We start from the raw sequence: 19,082 nt of genomic DNA on the forward strand, positions 1-19,082 counted from the left end.
TGCCGTTTACGCGACGGCCCGGCGTTTCCGCCCCAGGAGCATGCAGACCAGGATCACGACCATGCCGATGTTCAGCAGCAGATCCGCCACGTTCATAATGCTGCGGCCCGTCCCCCATTGGATAAAATCGGTCACCTTGTTCATGAAGGCGCGATCGATGGCATTGCCTATCGCCCCTCCGGCGAAAAGCCCGGTTCCAAGCTCCATCCACGCCCCTCTCAAACGCCCTTGGCGCCGATAATACAGCACCAGGACGACAATCGCGACCGCAAGCGGCACAAACAGCCGCCCATAGCCTTGAAACGTGCTTCCCATCGCGCCGGTGTTCTCGAAATGGCTGAAACGCAGAACGCCCGGCCAGACGTCCAGCGTTTCGCCTACCTGCATGTTGCGGCGAACCCACAGCTTGGACAATTGATCGATAAGAACGGTTAGGACAAAGGTCAGATAAAACCGCACGGGCACACCTCCCTGATCTGTTGCCTGCCTGCCTCTATTGTATAGGGGATTCGCCAAAATTTCCAAAATTTCGGACTTCGGGCGGAAACGCCGCTCAAGCGCAAACAAGCTGGCCGCTTCCCCCTCCGACTTTCTTGCCGCTCACCGTTTTCTTGCCGCCTATGGATTTGTAGTATACTGTTCTCGAGACAGACCGGAGAATATGGGAAGCGGAATGCCGGCATGGTCGATAAAACAATGAACGGAACAGGAGGAGCCGAACATGGATTTGGGCTTGCGGGGAAAAACCGCCTTGATTACGGGAGGCAGCAAAGGAATCGGTTTGCATACGGCTATCGTGCTGGCCCAGGAAGGCGCCAACGTGGCCATTGTAGCCCGCGGAGAAGAAGCGCTGCGGGCAGCCGCGGAGACGATCCGAAAGGAAACGGGCGCCGACGCCCTGACCGTCGCCGCCGACGTCACGGTTACGGAAGACGCCGAACGGGCGGTGTCGGAGACGGTCAAGCGTTTCGGACGCCTGGACATTCTCGTCAACAACGCCGGGACGTCGGCGGCCGCGCCGTTTGAGAGCGTTGACCTGAACGCGTGGGAACGGGATTTGGACTTAAAGCTGTTCGGAGCGATCCGCTTCAGCCGCGCCGCCCTCCCCTATCTGAAGGAAAACGGCGGAGCCATCGTCAACGTTACCGCCTCCGCGGCCAAGACGCCGGGAGAATCGTCGCTGCCGACCAGCGTCAGCCGGGCGGCCGGAATGGCGCTGACCAAAGCGATGAGCCGGGACCTGGCCCCTTACGGCATTCGCGTCAATACCGTAGGGATCGGCCTGATCCGGAGCGACCAGATCGAGAAGATGTGGAAACGAACGGCTCCGGAACAAAGCTGGGAGCAGTTCTCGCGCGATCGCAGGCACGCCATACCGCTCGGGCGCATCGGCGAAACGAGCGAGGCCGCGCGCGTCATCGCGTTTCTCGCCTCCGATGCCGCCTCTTATGTGACGGGAACCTCCGTGAACATTGACGGAGGCAAGGCAGCGGCGCTGTAAGAAGGCAGCGAAAGGGAACCCTTCGTTTGGCGGCTGAAGAAGCGCCGAGCGAAGGTTTTTTTTGCGCAGCCGCGATCAGGAACGAAATTGCCTGCGGTAGCGCAGCGGCGGCATGCCCACCTGCCGTTTGAAACAGCTTGAAAAATAAGGCGTGTGCCGGAAGCCGACCCGCTCGGCGATTTGAGCGACGGACCACTCGGTCGTTACGAGCAGCAGTTTGGCCTGCTCCAGCCGGTACTCGTGCAGGTATTCCATCGGCGTGCGGCCAAAGCGCTCCTTCATGCAGCGGACGATGTAATTGGGGTGAAAATGGAGCGCCTCCGCCAGCTTCCCGTTCGTCAGCTCCGACGGGTAATTTTGCTTCAGATAGGCTTCCGTTTCGTCAGCCAGCCTTACGGCCGGCGTGATCCGGCTGTTGTGAACGCTCTCCTCAAGCAGGCGAAGCAGCTCGAACAGCAGCTTTTGCTCCTTCCAAAACGCGACCGAACGATTCGCTTCCCGAAGCCGCACCAGCTCCTTAAGCCGTTCCATCGCTCCTTCCGCATGACCCGGTTCGGCGCGATGCGGAAGCCGGATCTCATAAGGATTGCTGAACGGCTGCTCGAACGGCTGCCGCGGATTGCCTGCCGGCGCCTGCTGCATCTCCCATTTGCCGGAAGTTTCAAAATGAACCCAATAAAACACCGTATCCCGCTCGCACGGCTTGACCGCATAATGTTCCCCGTCCGGCAAAAGCAGCAGCGTCTGGCCTTCGGCAAGCGTCCACTCTTTGCCGTTTTCCCCGATATAAAGCTCCCCTTCGACCACCCACAGCAAATCGAAAAGCCCCAGGTTTTTGCGGTTGGGATGCTGCTCTCCCGCGCGGTAATGCGAGATTCCGGCTCCCAAATAATACGGCAGCGGCGGCGCCTGAAGCGCGACAAACGGTTCGGAGACCACGGCAACGCCCCCATCGTGTTAAATCGTATAAAAACTGGTTTATTCCGTTCGTATTTGTTAATTATTTTGAAGAATATAATCACGTCTGTACAGAGTTCATTTCTGATATTTTTCTCGGGAGGATGCGCATGAGCGGACAAATCCGGATTCAGGATCGGTTCTGGAACGACTACACGGAGCTTGTGAGGCAGACGGTGATTCCTTATCAATGGGAAGCGTTGAACGACCGAATCGAAGGGGCCGAGCCCAGCTGTGCGATTCGGAATCTCCGGATTGCCGCGGGACTCGAAAAGGGAGAGTTCGGAGGCTTGATCTTTCAGGACAGCGACCTCGCCAAATGGCTGGAGGCCGTCGGTCATTCCCTGGCCGGCCATCCCGATCCGAAGCTCGAACAAATCGCGGACGAAGTGATCGACTGGCTCGGCAAAGCTCAACATGAAAACGGTTACCTGAATACGTACTTCACGATCAAGGAGCCGGGCAAGCAGTGGACCAACCTTCACGAAGCGCACGAATTGTACTGCGCCGGGCATTTGATCGAAGCGGCCGTCGCCTATTACCGGGGAACGGGCAAGCGCAAGCTGCTCGATATCGCGTGCCGGCTGGCCGACCATATCGGGGACGTCTTCGGCAACGAGCCCGGCAAGCTCCCGGGCTATTGCGGCCACCAGGAGATCGAGCTGGCGCTGGTCAAGCTTTACGAAACGACCGGGGAAGAACGCTATTTGCGTTTGAGCCGATACTTTATCGATCAGCGCGGCAAGAAGCCGCACTACTTTATCGAAGAATGGGAACGGCGGGGACGCACGAGCCATTGGACGCCGGGGATTGCGCCCCCGCCGAACCTGGAATACAGCCAAAGCCATCTGCCCGTCCGCGAGCAGACGGCCGCGGTCGGCCATGCGGTGCGGGCCGTCTACATGTACACGGCGATGGCCGACCTGGCGCGGCTGACCGGGGACGAGGGCTTGCGCTCGGCCTGCGAGCGGCTGTGGAACAACATGACCGAAAAGCGGATGTACATTACGGGAGGGATCGGTTCGACGCATCACGGCGAGGCGTTCACGTTCGACTACGATCTCCCGAACGATACGGCGTACGCGGAAACGTGCGCGTCCATCGGGCTCATCTTCTTCGCGCGCAGAATGCTGCAGCTCGAAGCCCGAAGCGAGTACGCCGACACGATGGAACGGGCGCTGTACAACAACGTGCTTGGCAGCATGTCCAAGGACGGCAAGCATTTCTTCTATGTAAATCCCCTGGAGGTCTGGCCGGAGGCGAGCGCCCGCAATCCGGACAAACGCCACATCAAGCCGGTGCGGCAGCGTTGGTTCGGCTGCGCCTGCTGCCCGCCGAACGTGGCGCGGCTGCTCAGCTCGCTGAACGAGTACGTTTATACGGCGGATCGCGAGCGCAATACGGTGTACGCGCACCTGTTCATCGGCAGCGAAGCCCGGTTCGAGCTGGCCGCGGGAAACGTGACGCTCAGGCAGCGGTCGGAGCTGCCTTGGGCGGGCAAGGTCAGCTTCGCGGTGGCGCCGGAGGCGGAAGGGCCCGCGAAGTTCGCCCTCGCGCTGCGCGTGCCGGGATGGTGCGACGGGGGGCAGCCGAAGCTGGCGGTGAACGGCGAGCCGGCAGCCTATCGCGTGGAGCGCGGCTACGCCTTCGTGGAACGGGAATGGACGGAAGGCGATACCGTAAGCTGGGAGCTGCCGCTGCAGCCGCAGGTGATCGCCGCTCACCCGTCGATCCGGGCGAACGCGGGCAAAGCCGCGCTGCAGCGCGGACCGCTGGTATACTGCCTGGAGGAGGCCGACAACGGCGCGCCGCTCGCTTCGCTGTCGCTCGCCGCGGAGCCGCGCCTGTCGGAGCGGTACGAAGCCGGACTGCCGGGCGGAGCCGTCGTCATCGAAGCCGACGGCACGGCGGTCGACGGGGCGGCGTGGCCCGACGACCGCGCGCCGTACCTTCCGTACAGGCATCGCGCGAAGCCGGTGCGGCTCAAGGCGATTCCCTACTATCTGTGGGGCAACCGCTCGCCGGGCGAGATGTCCGTCTGGATCCGGACGGCGCAAGCTTAAAGGCGCAAGCTTAGTGGAAGACGCGGCGGGCGGATCTTACGGTTTGGGCTTGATGTTTTCCGCCAGCAGTTCGCCCATCGGCGTCCATTCCGCGGCCTCCGGGCGTTTGGGATAAGTGACGGGAAGCCTGGGAAACAGCAGCTCCGAAATTCGGTACGCTTCTTCGAGATGCGGATAACCGGAGAGGATAAACGTATCGATTCCAAGCGCCGCATATTCCTTCAGCCGTTCCGCCACTTCGTCCGCGCTGCCCACCAGCGCCGTTCCGACGCCGCCTCTGACCTGACCGATTCCGGCCCACAGATTGGGGCTGACTTCCAGCCGGTCCCGATTTTCGCGGACCAGTTGGGTCATGCGGCGCTGGCCGACGGAATCGAACCGGTCAAGCAGCCGCTGCGCCTGGCGGACGTCCTCCTCGGACACATACTGGACCAGCCGCCGGGCTTCTTCCCATGCTTCGTCCGCCGTTTCGCGGACGATAATCTGAACGCGAAGGCCGATTTTGATCTTGCGGCCAAGCGCATGCGCCCGCGCCCTGACGTCGGCGATTTTCTCCGCTACCATTGCCGGCGTCTCGGCCCATGTCAGGTACGTATCGATATGCTTGGCGGCCACGTTATGGCCCGCTTCTGAAGAAGTGCCGATAAAGAGCGGCGGAGACTGCCGGTTGAAGGGAACATATTGCAGCTTCGCCCCCTCCACCCGGACATGCTTGCCATGGAACGTAACGGTTTCGCCCGTCATCAGCCGTTTCCATACCGTCAGAAACTCGTCGGTCGCTTCATAGCGTTCCTCGTGCGAGAGGAAGATGCCGTCGCCCTTCATTTCGACGGGATCGCCGCCGGTCACCACATTGATGAGCAGACGTCCGGACGACAGCCGGTCGAACGAAGCGGCCATCCGGGCGGCAATGCTGACGGAAAGGCCGCCCGGACGTACCGCCACTAGAAACTTGAGCCTCTCCGTCGCCTGGATCAATGCCGAAGCCACGACCCAGCCGTCTTCGCAAGCGTGGCCCGTCGGAACGAGCATCCCGGTATATCCGAGCCGGTCCACCGCTTGCGCGATCTGGCGGAAGTAATGCAGATCCGTGATTTTGGCGCCTTTTGCGGTACCCAGATATCTCCCGTCCCCCATCGTGGGCAAATACCAAAACATTTCCATGTTGGGTTCCCTCCTGTTACTTGGCCGTGTTGTCGCCTGCAATCAAAGCTATCAATTGCCGCCGCAAAGCGGCGAATTCCTTGCCGGCACGCAGCTCGTCGAACGACGCGCCGCTTTGCTCGCGGAACAGCGGATTGGCAAAGTTCTGCACGATCCGCCCGGGCCCCGGCTGCATGACCAAAATCCGGCGGCCAAGCAGAAGCGCTTCGTCCACGTCGTGCGTGATAAAGAAAATGCATTTGCGCGTCCGCTGCCAGATGCTGCGCAAATGAAGCTGCATCGACTCCCGGGTAAGCGCGTCGAGCGCGCTGAACGGTTCGTCCATCAGGACGATGCTCGGCTCCGCGGCCAGCGTCCTCGCCAAAGCGGCGCGCTGCTTCATGCCGCCGGAAAGCTGATGCGGCAGCAGTTCGGCCGCGTGTTCCAGACCGACCAAGGCCAAATATTCGGCCGCTCTGCGCTTTCGCTCTTTCCGCGGGACGCCCGCCATCCGCAGGCCGAACGCGACGTTGCCGGCGATGGACAGCCACGGGAACAGGTTGGCGTGCTGGAAGACGACGCCGACCTGCGGATTCGGCTTCGTATGAAGCGAACCGTTGATGCGGACCGAGCCGCCGGTCGGTTTCAGATACCCCGCCATAATGTTCATCAGAGAGGACTTGCCGCAGCCCGACGGTCCCAGCACGCAGGCAAATTCATCGGGCTCCAGGGCGAGATTGATCCCTTGAAGCACTTGCACGGGCGAAGAGCCTTGCCGGTACGTCAACGAAATATCCGTCAGGCGGATCCCCGCCGTATCCGCCGCCCGAGAAGGCGGAGCGGACAACGCCGGGCGGACGGGCTCCGCCAAACCGGCGGCGGAAGCCGCTTCAATAGGTGCGCACATCGTCATGCCCCCTTTCCGAATCGGGTCGCCTGTGTCACTTGGTATACAGATCGCTGCGGATGGCTTTCTGGAAGACATCGACATCCGGCGCGCTCTTAATCGATTTCTGTTCGACCAGAAAATCTGCCGTTGCTTTCAGCAGCGAGCCGAAGGCGCCAGGCTGTTCCGGCGTTCCCATATATTTGGCGTCCGTCTGCTGGGAAGCGTCGAGCACCGTAATCTCGTTCATCGCTTTGAGCGTTTCCTCCGGCGTCAGGCCAAGCTCTTTGGACAGCGCTTCGGACGCTTCTTTCGGATGGTCGCGATAATACTTGGTGCCTTCGTCCAGCACCTCGATATACTGCTTGACGACGTCCGGGTAATCGGCGATAAAGTCGCTGCGGACGACGCCGAATTCGCCGGTCAGCGCGCCTTTTTCGGCCACTTCCTTCGAGGTGACGATCACCTTGCCGCCTGCGGCCAGCAGCTTCGATTGCACGGGCTGCCAGGTATATGCGCCGTCGATGTCCCCCCGCTGCCAGGCGGCGGGAAGATCCGGGGCTTGCATATCGATGATCTTGATCGTCGAAGGATCGATATTTTCCTGTTTCAGCGCCGACAGAAGACTGAAATGGGAAGTGGAGCCGAAGGTCGTGGCGATCGTTTTGCCTTTCAAATCCTGCAGCGATTGAATACCGGATTTTTGCTGCACGACAAGCGCTTCGCTTTCGCCGATAACGTCATGAATGTAGTAGATTTGGTAGGGCAGCCCCTGCGCGATGCCCGAAGCGCCCGGCGGCGTGCCGACCAGGCCGAAATCGATGCTCCCGCTGGCGATGGCGGTATTGACGTCGCGTCCGGAATCGAACTTCAGCCAGGAAATCTTGACGCCGGGGAACTTCTTCTCCGCGAGTCCAAGCGCTTTTGCCATCAGTTCGCCGTTCGGGGACACCTGGTAACCGATTCGAATTTCCTTGGGAAGCTTCCCCTCGGACACGTCCTCGGCGCTCCCCGCCGGCGATGCCGCGCTGCCCGCCGTTTCGTCCGATTTTTGGCCGCAAGCGGCCGCAAGCAGCAAGAGCAGAACGGCGACGAGGGAAAAGGCGTACAAACGGGAATGCTTCCGGATCCATCGGTTCAATCGGTTCATGGTCAATCGCTCCTATTCAATCGATTATGATTCAATCCACGGGGAAACCTTGCGAATCAGCAGCCGAATCGCCGAATCGATGAGAATCGCAATAATGCCCATGATGATAATGGCGGCGTAAATGATATCGCTTCGCAGATATTTGCTGGCGTCCAGCACCATCCAGCCGATGCCGGATACGGCCGCGACCATTTCCGCCGCCACGAGGGTGGCATAGGTGACGCCGACCGCTGTCCGCAGGCCGGTCAACAGATCGGGCAGACAGGAAGGGAAAATCACAAAGGCGTACAGGCGGAATCCGTTGGCCCCCAGCGAGCGGGCCCCGTTGATCCGATCGGCGGGAATGCGGCGTGCGCTGTAAACGGCGGCGATGAACATGGGGGCGAAGCCGCTGAGGAACAGCAGAATAACCTTCGACGTGTCCTGTATGCCGAACCAGAGGACCAGCAGCGAATAGTAAGCAAGCGGAGGAAGCGGCCGGTAAAACTCGATAAACGGATCGAAGACCGCCCGGATCAGCCGGTTTCGCCCGCAAAGGATTCCAAGCGGCACCGCGGTGACGAACACCAGGAGCAGCGCGGTGAAAATTCGCCTGAGGCTGGCGCCGATATGGGCAAGCATGGTCGATCCTTTGTAGCCTTCCCGAGCAATATCCGCAAATGCCGACCACACATCCGCGGGCGAAGGCAGAAAGAGCGGGTTCACCCATGGGTTGCGGCTGGCCGTCCACCAAAGCAGCAGGACGGCGATGACCGAGCAGGCGGAAACGGCGAAATACACCCCGCTCTCTTTGGCCGGCCGGCGGGCGGCCGATCGGATATCGTCCTTGACCGCCAAACGATCACATCCTTTCTTTGTAAACACATTAACCATATTTGTATAGTTGGTTTTAAGGTTGGAAAAACAGCGGAATTCGGCGCCCTGGCCCTCACGCGGCGGCAACCGGCTCAAGCGGATGCCGCTTGTCATAGGCCGCGTCGAGGCCAGCATCCGGACAGGCTTTTATGGATGCTGCTCGCGCCTTTCCACCATTTTGAGCAAGTAAGCCAGCACTTTGGAACGCAGCTCGCCGTCCAGCGGCGCGAACCCGAACAGCTCGCAGAAGAACAATCCGTCCGCGGCCAATCGGGCCACCGTCGCTTCAACGGGGTCTTTGCACTCCGACGCCATCCGGCTTTGCCATAGCAGGTATCGCTCCCGCATGGGCTCCAGCAGGTCCGGATGGTTCGCAGCGGCCGCCAAAATGCCGAAGCTCATCTCCAAATCGTCCTTGCTGATCTCGAACGTTTTGATCAAATACGCCTGCGCCCACCGGTTATTCAGCGAAGTGTTGCGGGTCGCTTCCGCATCGGTGTCCGAATCGAAGCGGTCCAGAAAGTCGGCCAGGGCTGCCTGTATCAGCGCTTCTTTGGTCGGAAAATGATAGAGCAGACCGCCCTTGCTCACGCCCGCCTCTTTGGCAACGGCATCGAGCGTCAGATTGGAAGCTCCCAATTCCCTGACCAACCGGCAGGCCACCTTCAAAATTGCGGTGCGTTTCGAATTTCGGTTCATGCCGGCACCTCCGAAATTTAATATACTGTCCGGACGGTAAAGTTGTCAACGCGAATTTTATATAATTCCTATAAATTAAATCAGCATTATGCCGGCGTAAACTTCCCGTTCCCCCACCCATCTTCCTCCTGCGTCAGACCGTCGATCATCCGGCAGCACACCGGGAAACACACCGTAGGAAATAGCAAATTGACAGCTCGGAGGCAAATGTGTAACATCAGGATAGATTATTCCAACCGGAATAGTACATTTTCGGCTGACCAGACCGCTGGAGACTGAAAGGACCTGTCAAGGGAACCTTGCAGTCTCCTTTTTGCGTTGGCGGCCAAGAAGGAGAAGCCCTATGACCGAGCAGAGGGAGAAAGAGAAGCGCTGGAGATTCGATACGAAGCAAGTGCATGCCGGGCAGCAGCCCGACCCGGCGACAGGCGCGCGTGCGGTCCCCATCTACCAGAGCACGTCGTTTGCGTTCAAAGATACGGAGCATGCGCGCGCGGTCATCAATTTCGAAGAGTTGGGAAACACGTACACGAGGATAAGCAACCCGACCAACGAGGTATTGGAGCAGCGCATCGCGGCATTGGAAGGCGGCGTAGGGGCGCTTGCCGTCGCGTCCGGCTCCGCCGCCGTTACGTATTCGATCTTCAACATCGCCGGCGCCGGCGACGAAATCGTATCCGCGAGCACGCTGTACGGGGGAACCTTCAACCTGTTCGATGTGACCCTGCCCAAGCTCGGCATCCGTACGCGATTCGTCAATCCCGACGACCCGGAAAATTTCCGCCGCGCGATTACGGACAAGACGAAGGCGCTGTTCATCGAATCGATCGGAAATCCGGGCCTCAACATCCCCGATATCCGCAAAATCGCCGACATCGCGCATGAGCACGGCATCCCGCTGATCGTCGACAATACGTTCGGCACGCCGTACCTGCTCCGTCCGCTCGAGCATGGCGCCGATATCGTCGTGCATTCCGCAACCAAATTTATCGGCGGGCACGGAACGTCCATTGGCGGTCTGATTGTGGACGGCGGAACGTTCGACTGGACAAACGGCAAGTTTCCGGGCTTTACGGAGCCCGACAAGAGCTATAACGGCATCCGGTATGTGGAGAAATTCGGCGAGCTGGCCTACATTACCAAGGCAAGAATCCAGTTTCTGCGCGATATCGGCGCGTCGCTCAGCCCGTTCAACGCGTTTCTGCTGCTGCAGGGGCTGGAGACGCTGTCGCTGCGGGTGGAGAAGCATCTGGCCAATACGAAGCGCATCGTCGCCTACCTGAACGAGCATCCGGACGTAGCCTGGGTCAATTATCCGGCTCTGCCTTCAAGCCCTTATTACGAATTGGCGCAAACGTATTTCCCGAAAGGGCCGGGGTCCGTCTTTACATTCGGGTTAAAAGGCGGCTTCGAGGCGGCGAACCGCTTTATCGACAGCCTGGAACTGTTCTCGCATCTTGCCAATGTCGCCGACGCCAAGTCGCTGGTCATTCATCCGGGAAGCACAACCCATGCGCAGCTTTCTCCCGAGGAGCAGGCCGCCGCGGGCATTTCCCCGGATTTGATCCGGCTGTCCGTCGGCATCGAGGACCCCGACGATCTGATCGACGATTTGGAGCAAGCGATTCGCAAAGCCGTGGCATCCGTTGAAACGGCGGGCGCCTGAACATAACGAAGACGCCTCCCGGAAACGATTCGCGGGAGGCGCCTTCGTTCGTTAAACGGGGCTGCCTGCGGCATGCCGATTGACCGGGATCGGAAGTCCGAGATGCTCCCGCAGCGTGCGGCCCTCGTATTCGCTCCGGAACAGCCCCCGCTCCTGCAGCAGCGGAACGACCCGATCGACAAATACCTCCAATCCTTCCGGCAAAGCGGGCGCCATCAGCATAAAGCCATCCGCCGCCCCTTCCAGGAACCATTTTTCAAGCGAAGAGGCAATTTTCTCCGGCGTCCCGACGAACGAATCTCCGCTGAAGGAACCGATGATCAGCGAATAGATTTCGCGGAGCGTCGGGTTTTCCCTGGCGATGACCGGCTGGTGCTTCCTGTAATCGGGGTTGGCCGCCTGGATCGTATCCAGTCCGGCTTCCCTTGCCGTCGTGTCGGCGGTGAAGCGGCTGAAGTCCACCTCCTTGAAATAATCCGCCAGAAAGCCGATAATCGTCTCTTCCGGAAGCAGCGCTTCGAGTTCCTTCCGTTTGGCGCGAGCCTCCTCTTCCGTAGCGCCGATGACCGGCGAAATGCCCTGCAGGATGTACACGTCGTCGGGGTTGCGTCCGGCAGCGGCGACCTTCTGCTTGAATTCCCGGTAAAAGGCGCGCGCGTCCTCGAAATTGTACTTGATCGCAAAAATCACTTCCCCGACCTTCGCCGCAAACGCCTGGCCGGGCCCGGAATTGCCCGCCTGAACGAGCACGGGATGGCCCTGGGGCGAACGGGCGATATTGAGCGGTCCTTCCACCGCGAAAAACTCGCCTTTATGGCGAATGCGATGCATTTTGTTCGGATCGAAAAACCGTCCCTCCGCTTTGTCGAAAAGAAAAGCGTCGTCTTCCCAGGAATCCCACAAGCCGCGCACGACGTCGACAAACTCGCCGGCCCTGCGGTAGCGATGCTCCAGCTCCAAATGGGCTTCCTTGCCGAAATTGCGCGCCGTGTTGCCGGACAAGTCGCGCGTGGTCACGATGTTCCACCCGGCCCTTCCTTTGCTGATGTGGTCGACGGACATGAAGAGCCGCGCGAGGTTAAACGGTTCGATATACGAGGTCGAAGCGGTGGCGACAAGGCCGATGCGCGAGGTCGCGCCGGCCAGCGCGGCGATCAGCGTGATCGGCTCGAACCGGTTGAGGATATTGGGGTGGGACTGCTCGTTGATCGCCAGGCTGTCGGCCAGAAAAGCGATATCGAATTTGCCGCACTCTGCGGTCTGGGCCAAGCGGCGGTAGTAGTCGATATCGATACTTGCGCCGGGATTGGCCCCTTCCAACCGCCAGGACGCGGCGTGCATGCCTGTGCCGACCAAATAAGCGGATAATTTCATCTGTCTCTTACGGGGCATGTCGAACCCTCCTATTCGGCAGTATAAAAAGAAAAAGAGACACTCTCCGAACGGAAAGCGTCTCCAGTTTCTCTGGTCGAACCTAATGACACTGTAAGAGGTAAACCCGTTCTTGTCAACCGGACCCGCCAAAAAGTTGCTGCGCCTTACGGAACATGCGTAAACGAAATCGAAGGCCGTGAAATCAAGGGTTGACGAATATCAAAACGATATGCTAGTATAGCCACAATATAACCTATTATTTATATCGGGATTATGCAATTTGCATTGACCAGTCATCTGGAGATGTCGGATGCTAATGAACGCTCATTAGTCCGACATCTTTTTTTTGCGATGGCGTCGATGTCGTACCCGCGCAAAAAAGATTGGGGGTGTTGAAATCGAGTACGTTCGATCCTTCCGTGCAGATCGAAAGAAACGTGTCCGTTCCGATGCGGGACGGCGTCAAGCTGGCCGCGGATATATACCGGCCCGCGGCGGACGGGGCTTACACGGTTCTGCTGCTGCGGACGCCTTATAACAAAGAAGACGCGCAAACGATGAATTACGCGCACCCGGCCTGGTACGCCAGGCACGGCTACGTCGTGGTCGTTCAGGATGTAAGGGGACGGTGGGCGTCCGAAGGCGATTTTCATCCGTATGCCTTCGAAGCGGAGGACGGATACGACACCATCGAGTGGGCCGCCTCGCTTCCCGGCGTCGTGCCGAAGGTCGGCATGTACGGCTTCTCCTATGCCGCAGCCGTCCAGTGGCTCGCGGCGATGACAAGGCCGCCGCATCTGAGCGCCATCGCGCCCGCGATGATCGGTTCGGATTCGTACCAGGGCAAAACGTACCGAAACGGCACGTTTTCGCTCGCGTTGCTGCAGTCCTGGGTGCTGTTCGTCGCCCAGGACACGGCCCTCAGACAGAAGAGGCCGGATTGGGCGTCCGAACTGACGGATCTTTACGCCGGCATTCACGCCTACTACAAGCGGCTTCCGCTCAACGATCCGCCGGCAGCGGTCAAATCTCTCGCGCCCTATTATCTGGAATGGCTTGCGCATCCGACGCGCGACGATTATTGGAAAGCGACCTCGTTAAGGGATCATTACGGCTCGATTGACGTTCCGGCTCTGCATATCGGCGGCTGGTACGATATTTTCATCGACGGAACGATCGAGAACTTTACGGGCATTCGCAGAAGCGGAACCGCTGCGGCAAGGGACGCTCAATATTTGCACATCGAGCCCTGGTTCCACATGCCGTGGTCCCGTTATGTCGGGGAACTGGACTTCGGTCCGGAAGCCGCCAACCGGATCGACGAACTGCAGTTTCGGTGGTTCAACCGCTGAGCGAAGCGTTCGACGAGACGCTGAAAGCGGCGGTCAAAGAGATCGACGACGCCAAGCAGGTGGAACTCTACAAAAAAGCGCAAACGATTCTGGCGCAGGACGCGGCGGCCGTCTACATTATGGACCCGAATTTGAACGTGGCGCTCAGCAACAAGCTGGCGGGCTACAAGCAATATCCGCTCTACGTTCAGGATCTGTCGACCGTATATTTCACGGAGTAACGAATCCCGCATGAACTACTATGCACGCCGCCTGCTTACGTTGCTGCTGACCGTCCTGTTCGTGCTGCTGCTGACGTTCGCCGCGTTCCGGATCATTCCCGGCAATCCCGCGCTTGTCATTCTGGGCACGGAAGCGACCGACGCGCAGATTGCCCTGCTCGAAGAAAAGCTGGGAACGGACCGGCCGCTGGCCGAGCAGTTCGCAGACTGGCTGGTCGCCGCTTTCCGGCTCGATTTCGGCGAGTCGCTCCGGTTTTCGGAGCCGGTGACGCATCTGATCGCGGGCCGCCTTCCCGTGACCGTTTCCCTCGCCGTCATGTCGCTTGTCTTGACGATCGCCGTCGGAATTCCGCTCGGCATCATCGCCTCGCGCGCGCGGGGCAAAGCGGCGGATATGCTGGTAACGATCGGCACGCAGCTCGGCCTTGCCGTCCCGTCGTTCTGGATGGGCATCATGCTGATCCTCGCATTCGGTCTTACGCTTAAGTGGTTCGCCGTCAGCACCTTTACGCCGTGGTCGGAGAATCCTTGGCTGGCGGTCAAATCGCTTGTGCTTCCCTCCGCGGCGCTCGCCGTCCCGCAAATCGCCATCGTGGTCCGCTACCTGCGCACCTCCATGCTGGAGCAGCTCGGCCTCGATTATGTGCGGACGGCGAGAAGCAAAGGGCTGCGGGAGTCGACTGTTTTGTATAAGCATGTGCTCAAAAACGCCCTTCTGCCCGTCATCACGATTATCGGAATCAACTTCGGCGAGCTGCTGGCGGGCAGCCTTGTCATCGAGCAGGTCTTCACGCTGCCGGGCATCGGCAGCCTGCTGATTACGGCGATCGGCAACCGCGATTATCCGCTCGTTCAGGGACTTGTCGTCCTCATTGCCTTCACCGTCATTGCGATCAACTTTGTCGTCGATCTGTCCTATCGCTGGCTTGACCCGAAAATCCGCTTACAGTAGAGGCGCGTCATGAAAAGAATGAAAAGCTACAGTCTTGTGCTCGGAGCGTCCTTCGTTTCGGTTTTGTTCGTCGTGATGCTGATCAGCCTGGTCTACACGCCCCATCCGCCGAATGAGATGAATATCCGCGAGCGGCTGCAGGCGCCAAGCGTTCGCCATTGGCTCGGAACGGACAATTTCGGCCGGGATATCCTCAGCCGCGTAATGGTCGGCTCGCAGACCGCTTTCGAAGTCGGGGCCGTATCGGTCGCCATCGGACTGCTGGGCGGGTTTCTCGTCGGGACGCTGGCCGGCTACATGGGCAGATGGGTGGACGAGTTGCTGATGCGCGCAACGGATGCGCTGCTCGCCTTTCCCGGCATTCTCCTCGCGCTGCTGCTGGTGTCCATATCGAAGCCGAGCCTGTTTCAGACGATGCTGGCGATCGGCATTCTGTCGATTCCGTCGTTTGCGCGCGTCATCCGAAGCGGCGTGCTGCAGCATAAGGAAGCGGACTACGTGAAAGCGGCCCGCGGCCTGGGCGCGGGACACGCTAACCTGATTTTCGTCCAGATCGCGCCCAATATCGCCTCTTCCGTCGTGACGACCGCGGCGCTCAGCTTCTCGACGGCCATCCTGATCGAAGCGGCGCTCAGCTATTTGGGGCTCGGCGTGCAGCCGCCCGATCCAAGCTGGGGCCGGATGCTGAACGAAGCGCAGAGCTACCTGGCCAAAGCGCCGTGGTTTACGCTGGCGCCGGGGCTTCTGATTACCTTGACGGTGCTCGGCTTCAACCTCCTCGGCGACGGGATCCGGGACCTGCGCGACAAAAAAAGCTAGAAAGGTGATGCAGATGAGAGAGGCGGCGGCAATCGCAACGGAAGCATCGCTGCTGGATATCCGGAATTTGCAGATTCGATTGAGGCGGACCCGCGGCGCGGGTCTGTCCGTATTGGACGGGGTATCGCTGACAGTGGAACGCGGGGAAACGATCGGCATTGTCGGCGAATCGGGCTGCGGCAAAAGCGTGCTATCGCTGTCGATTCTCGGTTTGCTGCCGAGCGCCATGCGCATTGGCGGCGGGGAAATCTGGTATGAAGGACGGCATCCGCTGCACACGATGACCGACCGGGACATCCGGGCCTTTCGGGGCAAAGAAATCGCGATGATCTTCCAGGACCCGATGAGTTCGCTCAATCACGGTCTTACGATCGGCTATCAGATAACGGAGACGCTTCGGCTCCATCTCGGATATTCGCGCAAGGAAGCCAGGGAACGCGCCGTCTGGCTGCTCCGCAAAGTCGGGCTGCCGCGCCCGGAATCGCTGCTTCGGGAATATCCTCACCAGCTTTCCGGCGGCATGCGCCAGCGGGTCATGATCGCGATCGCCGTCTCCTGCAATCCCGGCCTGCTCATTGCGGACGAGCCGACGACGGCGCTCGACGTGACGATCCAGGCGCAAATCCTCGATCTGATGCGGCAAATCCGGGAGGAGGACGGAACGTCGATCCTGCTGATCTCCCACGATTTCGGCGTCATCGCCGACATGTGCGACCGGGTTCTGGTCATGTATGCGGGGCAAATCGTCGAATCGGGAACGGTCGACGACCTTTTTGAGCGGCCGCTTCATCCTTATACGGCCGGGCTGCTCCGGTCGATTCCGACGCCCGCGAAGAAGAACAGCCCGCTCTATTCCATCGAGGGCCACGTGCCGGCGCTGCACGAGCGGGGCGCAGGCTGCCGCTTCGCCTCCAGATGCGCGCATGCGACCGAGCGCTGCCGGACGGAGCAGCCCGAGCTGGTGGCCTACCGGGGCGGGCATGCCGCGCGTTGTTTCCTCGCGGAAGCGGAAGGAGGAAATCGCCATGCCGCCGTCTGAGCCGCTCGTGGAATTAAACGGCATTACCAAGTCGTACGCCAAGCCGGTTTCGCTGTTCAAGCGGCAAACGCTGCGGGCGGTGGACGGCGTGTCGCTATCCGTTCGCCAAGGGGAAACGTTGGGACTGGTCGGAGAGAGCGGCTGCGGCAAATCGACCACCGGCCAGATCGCCGCCCGGTTGCTCGCCCCCAGCGGCGGCAAGCTGCTCTACCGCGGCGAAGACGTCACCGGCGCGGGAGCGGGTGCGCTGCGGCGGGCGCTTCGCCGGCGGATTCAATACGTGTTCCAGGACCCTTTCACCTCGCTCAATCCGCGGTTTCCGATCGGCCGGCTGCTGGGAGAGCCGCTTAAGATCAACCGGCTGTGCGGCCGGAAAGAACGGCAACTGCGCGTAGGGGAGATGCTGGAGACGATCGGGCTGGACGCCTCCTATGCGAAGCGTTATCCCCACGAGCTGAGCGGCGGCCAGCGGCAGCGGATAGGCATCGCCCGCGCCCTGATCCTGAATCCCGAGTTCGTGGTACTGGACGAACCGGTTTCGGCGCTGGACGTCTCCGTCCAAGCGCAAATTCTGAACCTGCTGAAGAAGCTGCAGCGGGAATTCTCGCTCACGTACCTGTTCATCTCGCACGATCTGAACGTGATTCACTATATGAGTGACAAAGTCGCCGTCATGTACCTGGGGAAAATCGTCGAGACGGCCGACGTCGACTCCCTCTACAGCCGTCCGTTGCACCCGTATACGCAGGCGCTCATGTCCTTCGTGCCGGCGGACGATCTGCGCGCGAAACGGGAGAAAATCATTTTGAAAGGCGACCTGCCCAATCCTCTCGCCATTCCGGCGGGCTGCCCGTTTCAGACCCGGTGCGCGCACGTTCACGAACGCTGTTTGTCTGCGGCTCCGTCGCTGAAGGAAGCGTCGCCCGGCCATTCGGTGAGCTGCCATCTTTATGCCTGATCCTCCGCTTTTTTGCCGCTTCATCAAAAACGAGAGACGGTTCCTTCGGGAACCGTCTCCGCCATGACCGCGCCTAACGCGCTTATACCGAAATGATCCCGACCGAATACAGAAATACCAGAAGGATCAAAATCGGGGCTACGATTTTAATCAGGAACATCCAGATCTTGTACCAGAAGCCCGAAAGGCCCGCTTCCTCGCCGGCCCGCTTCCATGCGTATCCGGTGAACAGCGTCACGGCCAGGCCGCCGATCGGCATCAGGACGTAAGAGGTGACGAAATCGAACCAGTCGAACACCGTTTTCCCTCCGGGTTGGAAGGCGCCGAGCACGCCGCCGACGGACAGCGCCGACGGAACGCCCACCAGAAAGCAGACAGAAGAAATGACGGCGGCCGCCTTCTTCCGGCTCCACTTCCAATTGTGCATGGCATAAGCGACGGGAACCTCGAGAATCGACACGGCCGACGTCAGCGCCGCGATGGCCAGCAGCACGAAAAACAAGCCCCCGAACAGAAAGCCGAATGGCATTTGCGAGAAAGCGGCAGGCAGCGCCATGAACGCCAATCCCACGCCCTCTCCCGGCTCCAAGCCGAAAGAAAAGACCGTCGGGAAAATCACAAGCCCCGCGATGAACGCATAGAGCAGATCCCCCAGCCCGATAGCCAGCGTCGCCGATCCCAGCGACTGTTTTTGCTCGACGTACGATCCATAGGTCAGCATGCAGCCCATGCCGAGCGACAGCGAGAAGAAGGCATGTCCCAGCGCGATCAGCGCGGATTCCGCATCCAGCTTGCCGAAGTCGGGCTTCAGGAAAAATTCCACCCCTTGGCCGGCTCCGGGCAGCGTCAAGGAACGAACCATGAGCACCAACAAAATCGCCAAAAAACCGGGAATCAAGATTTTGTTGAATTTTTCAATGCCGCCGGATACGCCTTTGGCGATTACCCATCCGCAAAGCAGCATGACAACGGCCTGCCAGAAAACGGGCCAATAACCCGACGCGAACGATTCGAACTTGCCCCGGTAGTCGTCCCCGCCGCGAAACAGCGCGCCCGTAATCGACTCGACCGTATAATGGAGCGTCCATCCCGCCACGACGGCATAATAGGACATGATCAAGAACGCGCATAGAACGGACAGCAAGCCGATCAACCGCCAATGCTTTTTGCCGGTAAGATTGTACAAGGAAGTCGCGGCGTCGCCTCTTCCTCCCCGCCCGATCGTCATTTCGGCCAGCAGAATGGGCAACCCTACCAAAATCAAACAGATCATGAATAACAGAAAAAATGCGGCGCCCCCGTGTTTGCCCGTAATATAAGGGAATTTCCACATGTTGCCCAACCCGACCGAGCTTCCGATCGCTGCCAGAATAAAGCCGGCCGAAGTAAAGCGTTCCGGATTCGAGCGGCTTAGATCCGGGTTTTTCTTCGATGTCCTATTGCTCAT

Annotated in this window: 18 protein-coding genes; 9 read left to right on the forward strand and 9 right to left on the reverse strand. The window is 59.9% G+C overall.

Annotation, left to right across the window (positions count from 1 at the left end):
- Positions 1–6: 6 nt before the first annotated feature.
- Complete coding sequence (lspA, locus tag F560_RS0110415) at positions 7–459, reverse strand: signal peptidase II (RefSeq protein WP_019005675.1); 453 nt, start codon at positions 457–459, stop codon at positions 7–9.
- Between the two features lie 262 nt (positions 460–721).
- Here lspA and F560_RS0110420 point away from each other — a divergent pair, with 262 nt between their 5' ends.
- Positions 722–1,501, forward strand: coding sequence for an SDR family NAD(P)-dependent oxidoreductase (locus tag F560_RS0110420; protein WP_019005676.1), 780 nt, complete (start codon positions 722–724; stop codon positions 1,499–1,501).
- Between the two features lie 75 nt (positions 1,502–1,576).
- Here the strand turns inward: F560_RS0110420 and F560_RS0110425 are convergent, their stop codons facing one another.
- Positions 1,577–2,440: an AraC family transcriptional regulator gene (locus F560_RS0110425; RefSeq protein WP_019005677.1), complete on the reverse strand. Its 864-nt coding sequence runs from the start codon at positions 2,438–2,440 to the stop codon at positions 1,577–1,579.
- 128 nt (positions 2,441–2,568) lie between these two features.
- Here F560_RS0110425 and F560_RS0110430 point away from each other — a divergent pair, with 128 nt between their 5' ends.
- Positions 2,569–4,521 (forward strand): glycoside hydrolase family 127 protein, encoded by a 1,953-nt coding sequence (locus tag F560_RS0110430; protein ID WP_019005678.1) that lies wholly within the window; start codon positions 2,569–2,571, stop codon positions 4,519–4,521.
- 36 nt (positions 4,522–4,557) lie between these two features.
- Here F560_RS0110430 and ssuD read toward each other — a convergent pair whose 3' ends face one another.
- The 5 genes from ssuD to F560_RS0110455 all read right to left on the reverse strand — a co-directional run bounded on the left by ssuD (position 4,558) and on the right by F560_RS0110455 (position 9,254).
- Positions 4,558–5,685 (reverse strand): FMNH2-dependent alkanesulfonate monooxygenase, encoded by a 1,128-nt coding sequence (ssuD, locus tag F560_RS0110435; RefSeq protein WP_019005679.1) that lies wholly within the window; start codon positions 5,683–5,685, stop codon positions 4,558–4,560.
- A gap of 16 nt (positions 5,686–5,701) precedes the next feature.
- Positions 5,702–6,571: an ABC transporter ATP-binding protein gene (locus F560_RS0110440; RefSeq protein WP_019005680.1), complete on the reverse strand. Its 870-nt coding sequence runs from the start codon at positions 6,569–6,571 to the stop codon at positions 5,702–5,704.
- A gap of 34 nt (positions 6,572–6,605) precedes the next feature.
- A complete protein-coding gene (locus tag F560_RS0110445) occupies positions 6,606–7,700 on the reverse strand; it encodes a taurine ABC transporter substrate-binding protein (RefSeq protein ID WP_019005681.1) in 1,095 nt (364 codons plus the stop codon).
- Between the two features lie 24 nt (positions 7,701–7,724).
- Positions 7,725–8,537: an ABC transporter permease subunit gene (locus tag F560_RS0110450; RefSeq protein ID WP_019005682.1), complete on the reverse strand. Its 813-nt coding sequence runs from the start codon at positions 8,535–8,537 to the stop codon at positions 7,725–7,727.
- 165 nt (positions 8,538–8,702) lie between these two features.
- Positions 8,703–9,254, reverse strand: a complete 552-nt coding sequence (locus F560_RS0110455; protein WP_019005683.1) for a TetR/AcrR family transcriptional regulator — start codon at positions 9,252–9,254, stop codon at positions 8,703–8,705.
- Between the two features lie 343 nt (positions 9,255–9,597).
- Between F560_RS0110455 and F560_RS0110460 the strand changes: the two genes are divergently transcribed.
- A complete protein-coding gene (locus tag F560_RS0110460; protein WP_019005684.1) occupies positions 9,598–10,920 on the forward strand; it encodes an O-acetylhomoserine aminocarboxypropyltransferase/cysteine synthase family protein in 1,323 nt (440 codons plus the stop codon).
- A gap of 51 nt (positions 10,921–10,971) precedes the next feature.
- On the opposite strand, the gene F560_RS0110465 is transcribed toward F560_RS0110460, so the two are convergent.
- Entirely contained in the window at positions 10,972–12,312 is a 1,341-nt protein-coding gene (locus F560_RS0110465; RefSeq protein WP_026298212.1) for an LLM class flavin-dependent oxidoreductase, read from the reverse strand.
- Positions 12,313–12,683: 371 nt separating this feature from the next.
- Here F560_RS0110465 and F560_RS22985 point away from each other — a divergent pair, with 371 nt between their 5' ends.
- From F560_RS22985 to F560_RS0110495, 6 genes are read left to right on the forward strand one after another with little or no spacing between them, the layout of a single operon-like run.
- The gene (locus F560_RS22985; RefSeq protein ID WP_245554835.1) at positions 12,684–13,646 is read left to right on the forward strand and encodes a CocE/NonD family hydrolase; all 963 of its coding nucleotides are present in this window, start codon (positions 12,684–12,686) and stop codon (positions 13,644–13,646) included.
- Positions 13,631–13,867 carry a hypothetical protein gene (locus F560_RS0110475; protein ID WP_019005687.1) on the forward strand — a complete coding sequence of 79 codons (237 nt, stop codon included), beginning with the start codon at positions 13,631–13,633 and terminating at the stop codon, positions 13,865–13,867. Before F560_RS22985 ends, F560_RS0110475 begins: the two co-directional genes overlap by 16 nt.
- Before the next feature lie 10 nt (positions 13,868–13,877).
- Positions 13,878–14,819 carry an ABC transporter permease gene (locus F560_RS0110480; protein ID WP_019005688.1) on the forward strand — a complete coding sequence of 314 codons (942 nt, stop codon included), beginning with the start codon at positions 13,878–13,880 and terminating at the stop codon, positions 14,817–14,819.
- Positions 14,820–14,828: 9 nt separating this feature from the next.
- The gene (locus F560_RS0110485; RefSeq protein WP_019005689.1) at positions 14,829–15,638 is read left to right on the forward strand and encodes an ABC transporter permease; all 810 of its coding nucleotides are present in this window, start codon (positions 14,829–14,831) and stop codon (positions 15,636–15,638) included.
- A gap of 13 nt (positions 15,639–15,651) precedes the next feature.
- The gene (locus F560_RS0110490) at positions 15,652–16,677 is read left to right on the forward strand and encodes an ABC transporter ATP-binding protein (RefSeq protein ID WP_019005690.1); all 1,026 of its coding nucleotides are present in this window, start codon (positions 15,652–15,654) and stop codon (positions 16,675–16,677) included.
- Positions 16,664–17,635 carry an ABC transporter ATP-binding protein gene (locus tag F560_RS0110495; protein WP_019005691.1) on the forward strand — a complete coding sequence of 324 codons (972 nt, stop codon included), beginning with the start codon at positions 16,664–16,666 and terminating at the stop codon, positions 17,633–17,635. Before F560_RS0110490 ends, F560_RS0110495 begins: the two co-directional genes overlap by 14 nt.
- A gap of 82 nt (positions 17,636–17,717) precedes the next feature.
- On the opposite strand, the gene F560_RS0110500 is transcribed toward F560_RS0110495, so the two are convergent.
- Positions 17,718–19,082 carry a sodium-dependent transporter gene (locus F560_RS0110500; RefSeq protein ID WP_019005692.1) on the reverse strand — a complete coding sequence of 455 codons (1,365 nt, stop codon included), beginning with the start codon at positions 19,080–19,082 and terminating at the stop codon, positions 17,718–17,720.

This window comes from Cohnella laeviribosi DSM 21336, from assembly GCF_000378425.1.
GTDB lineage: Bacteria > Bacillota > Bacilli > Paenibacillales > Paenibacillaceae > Cohnella > Cohnella laeviribosi.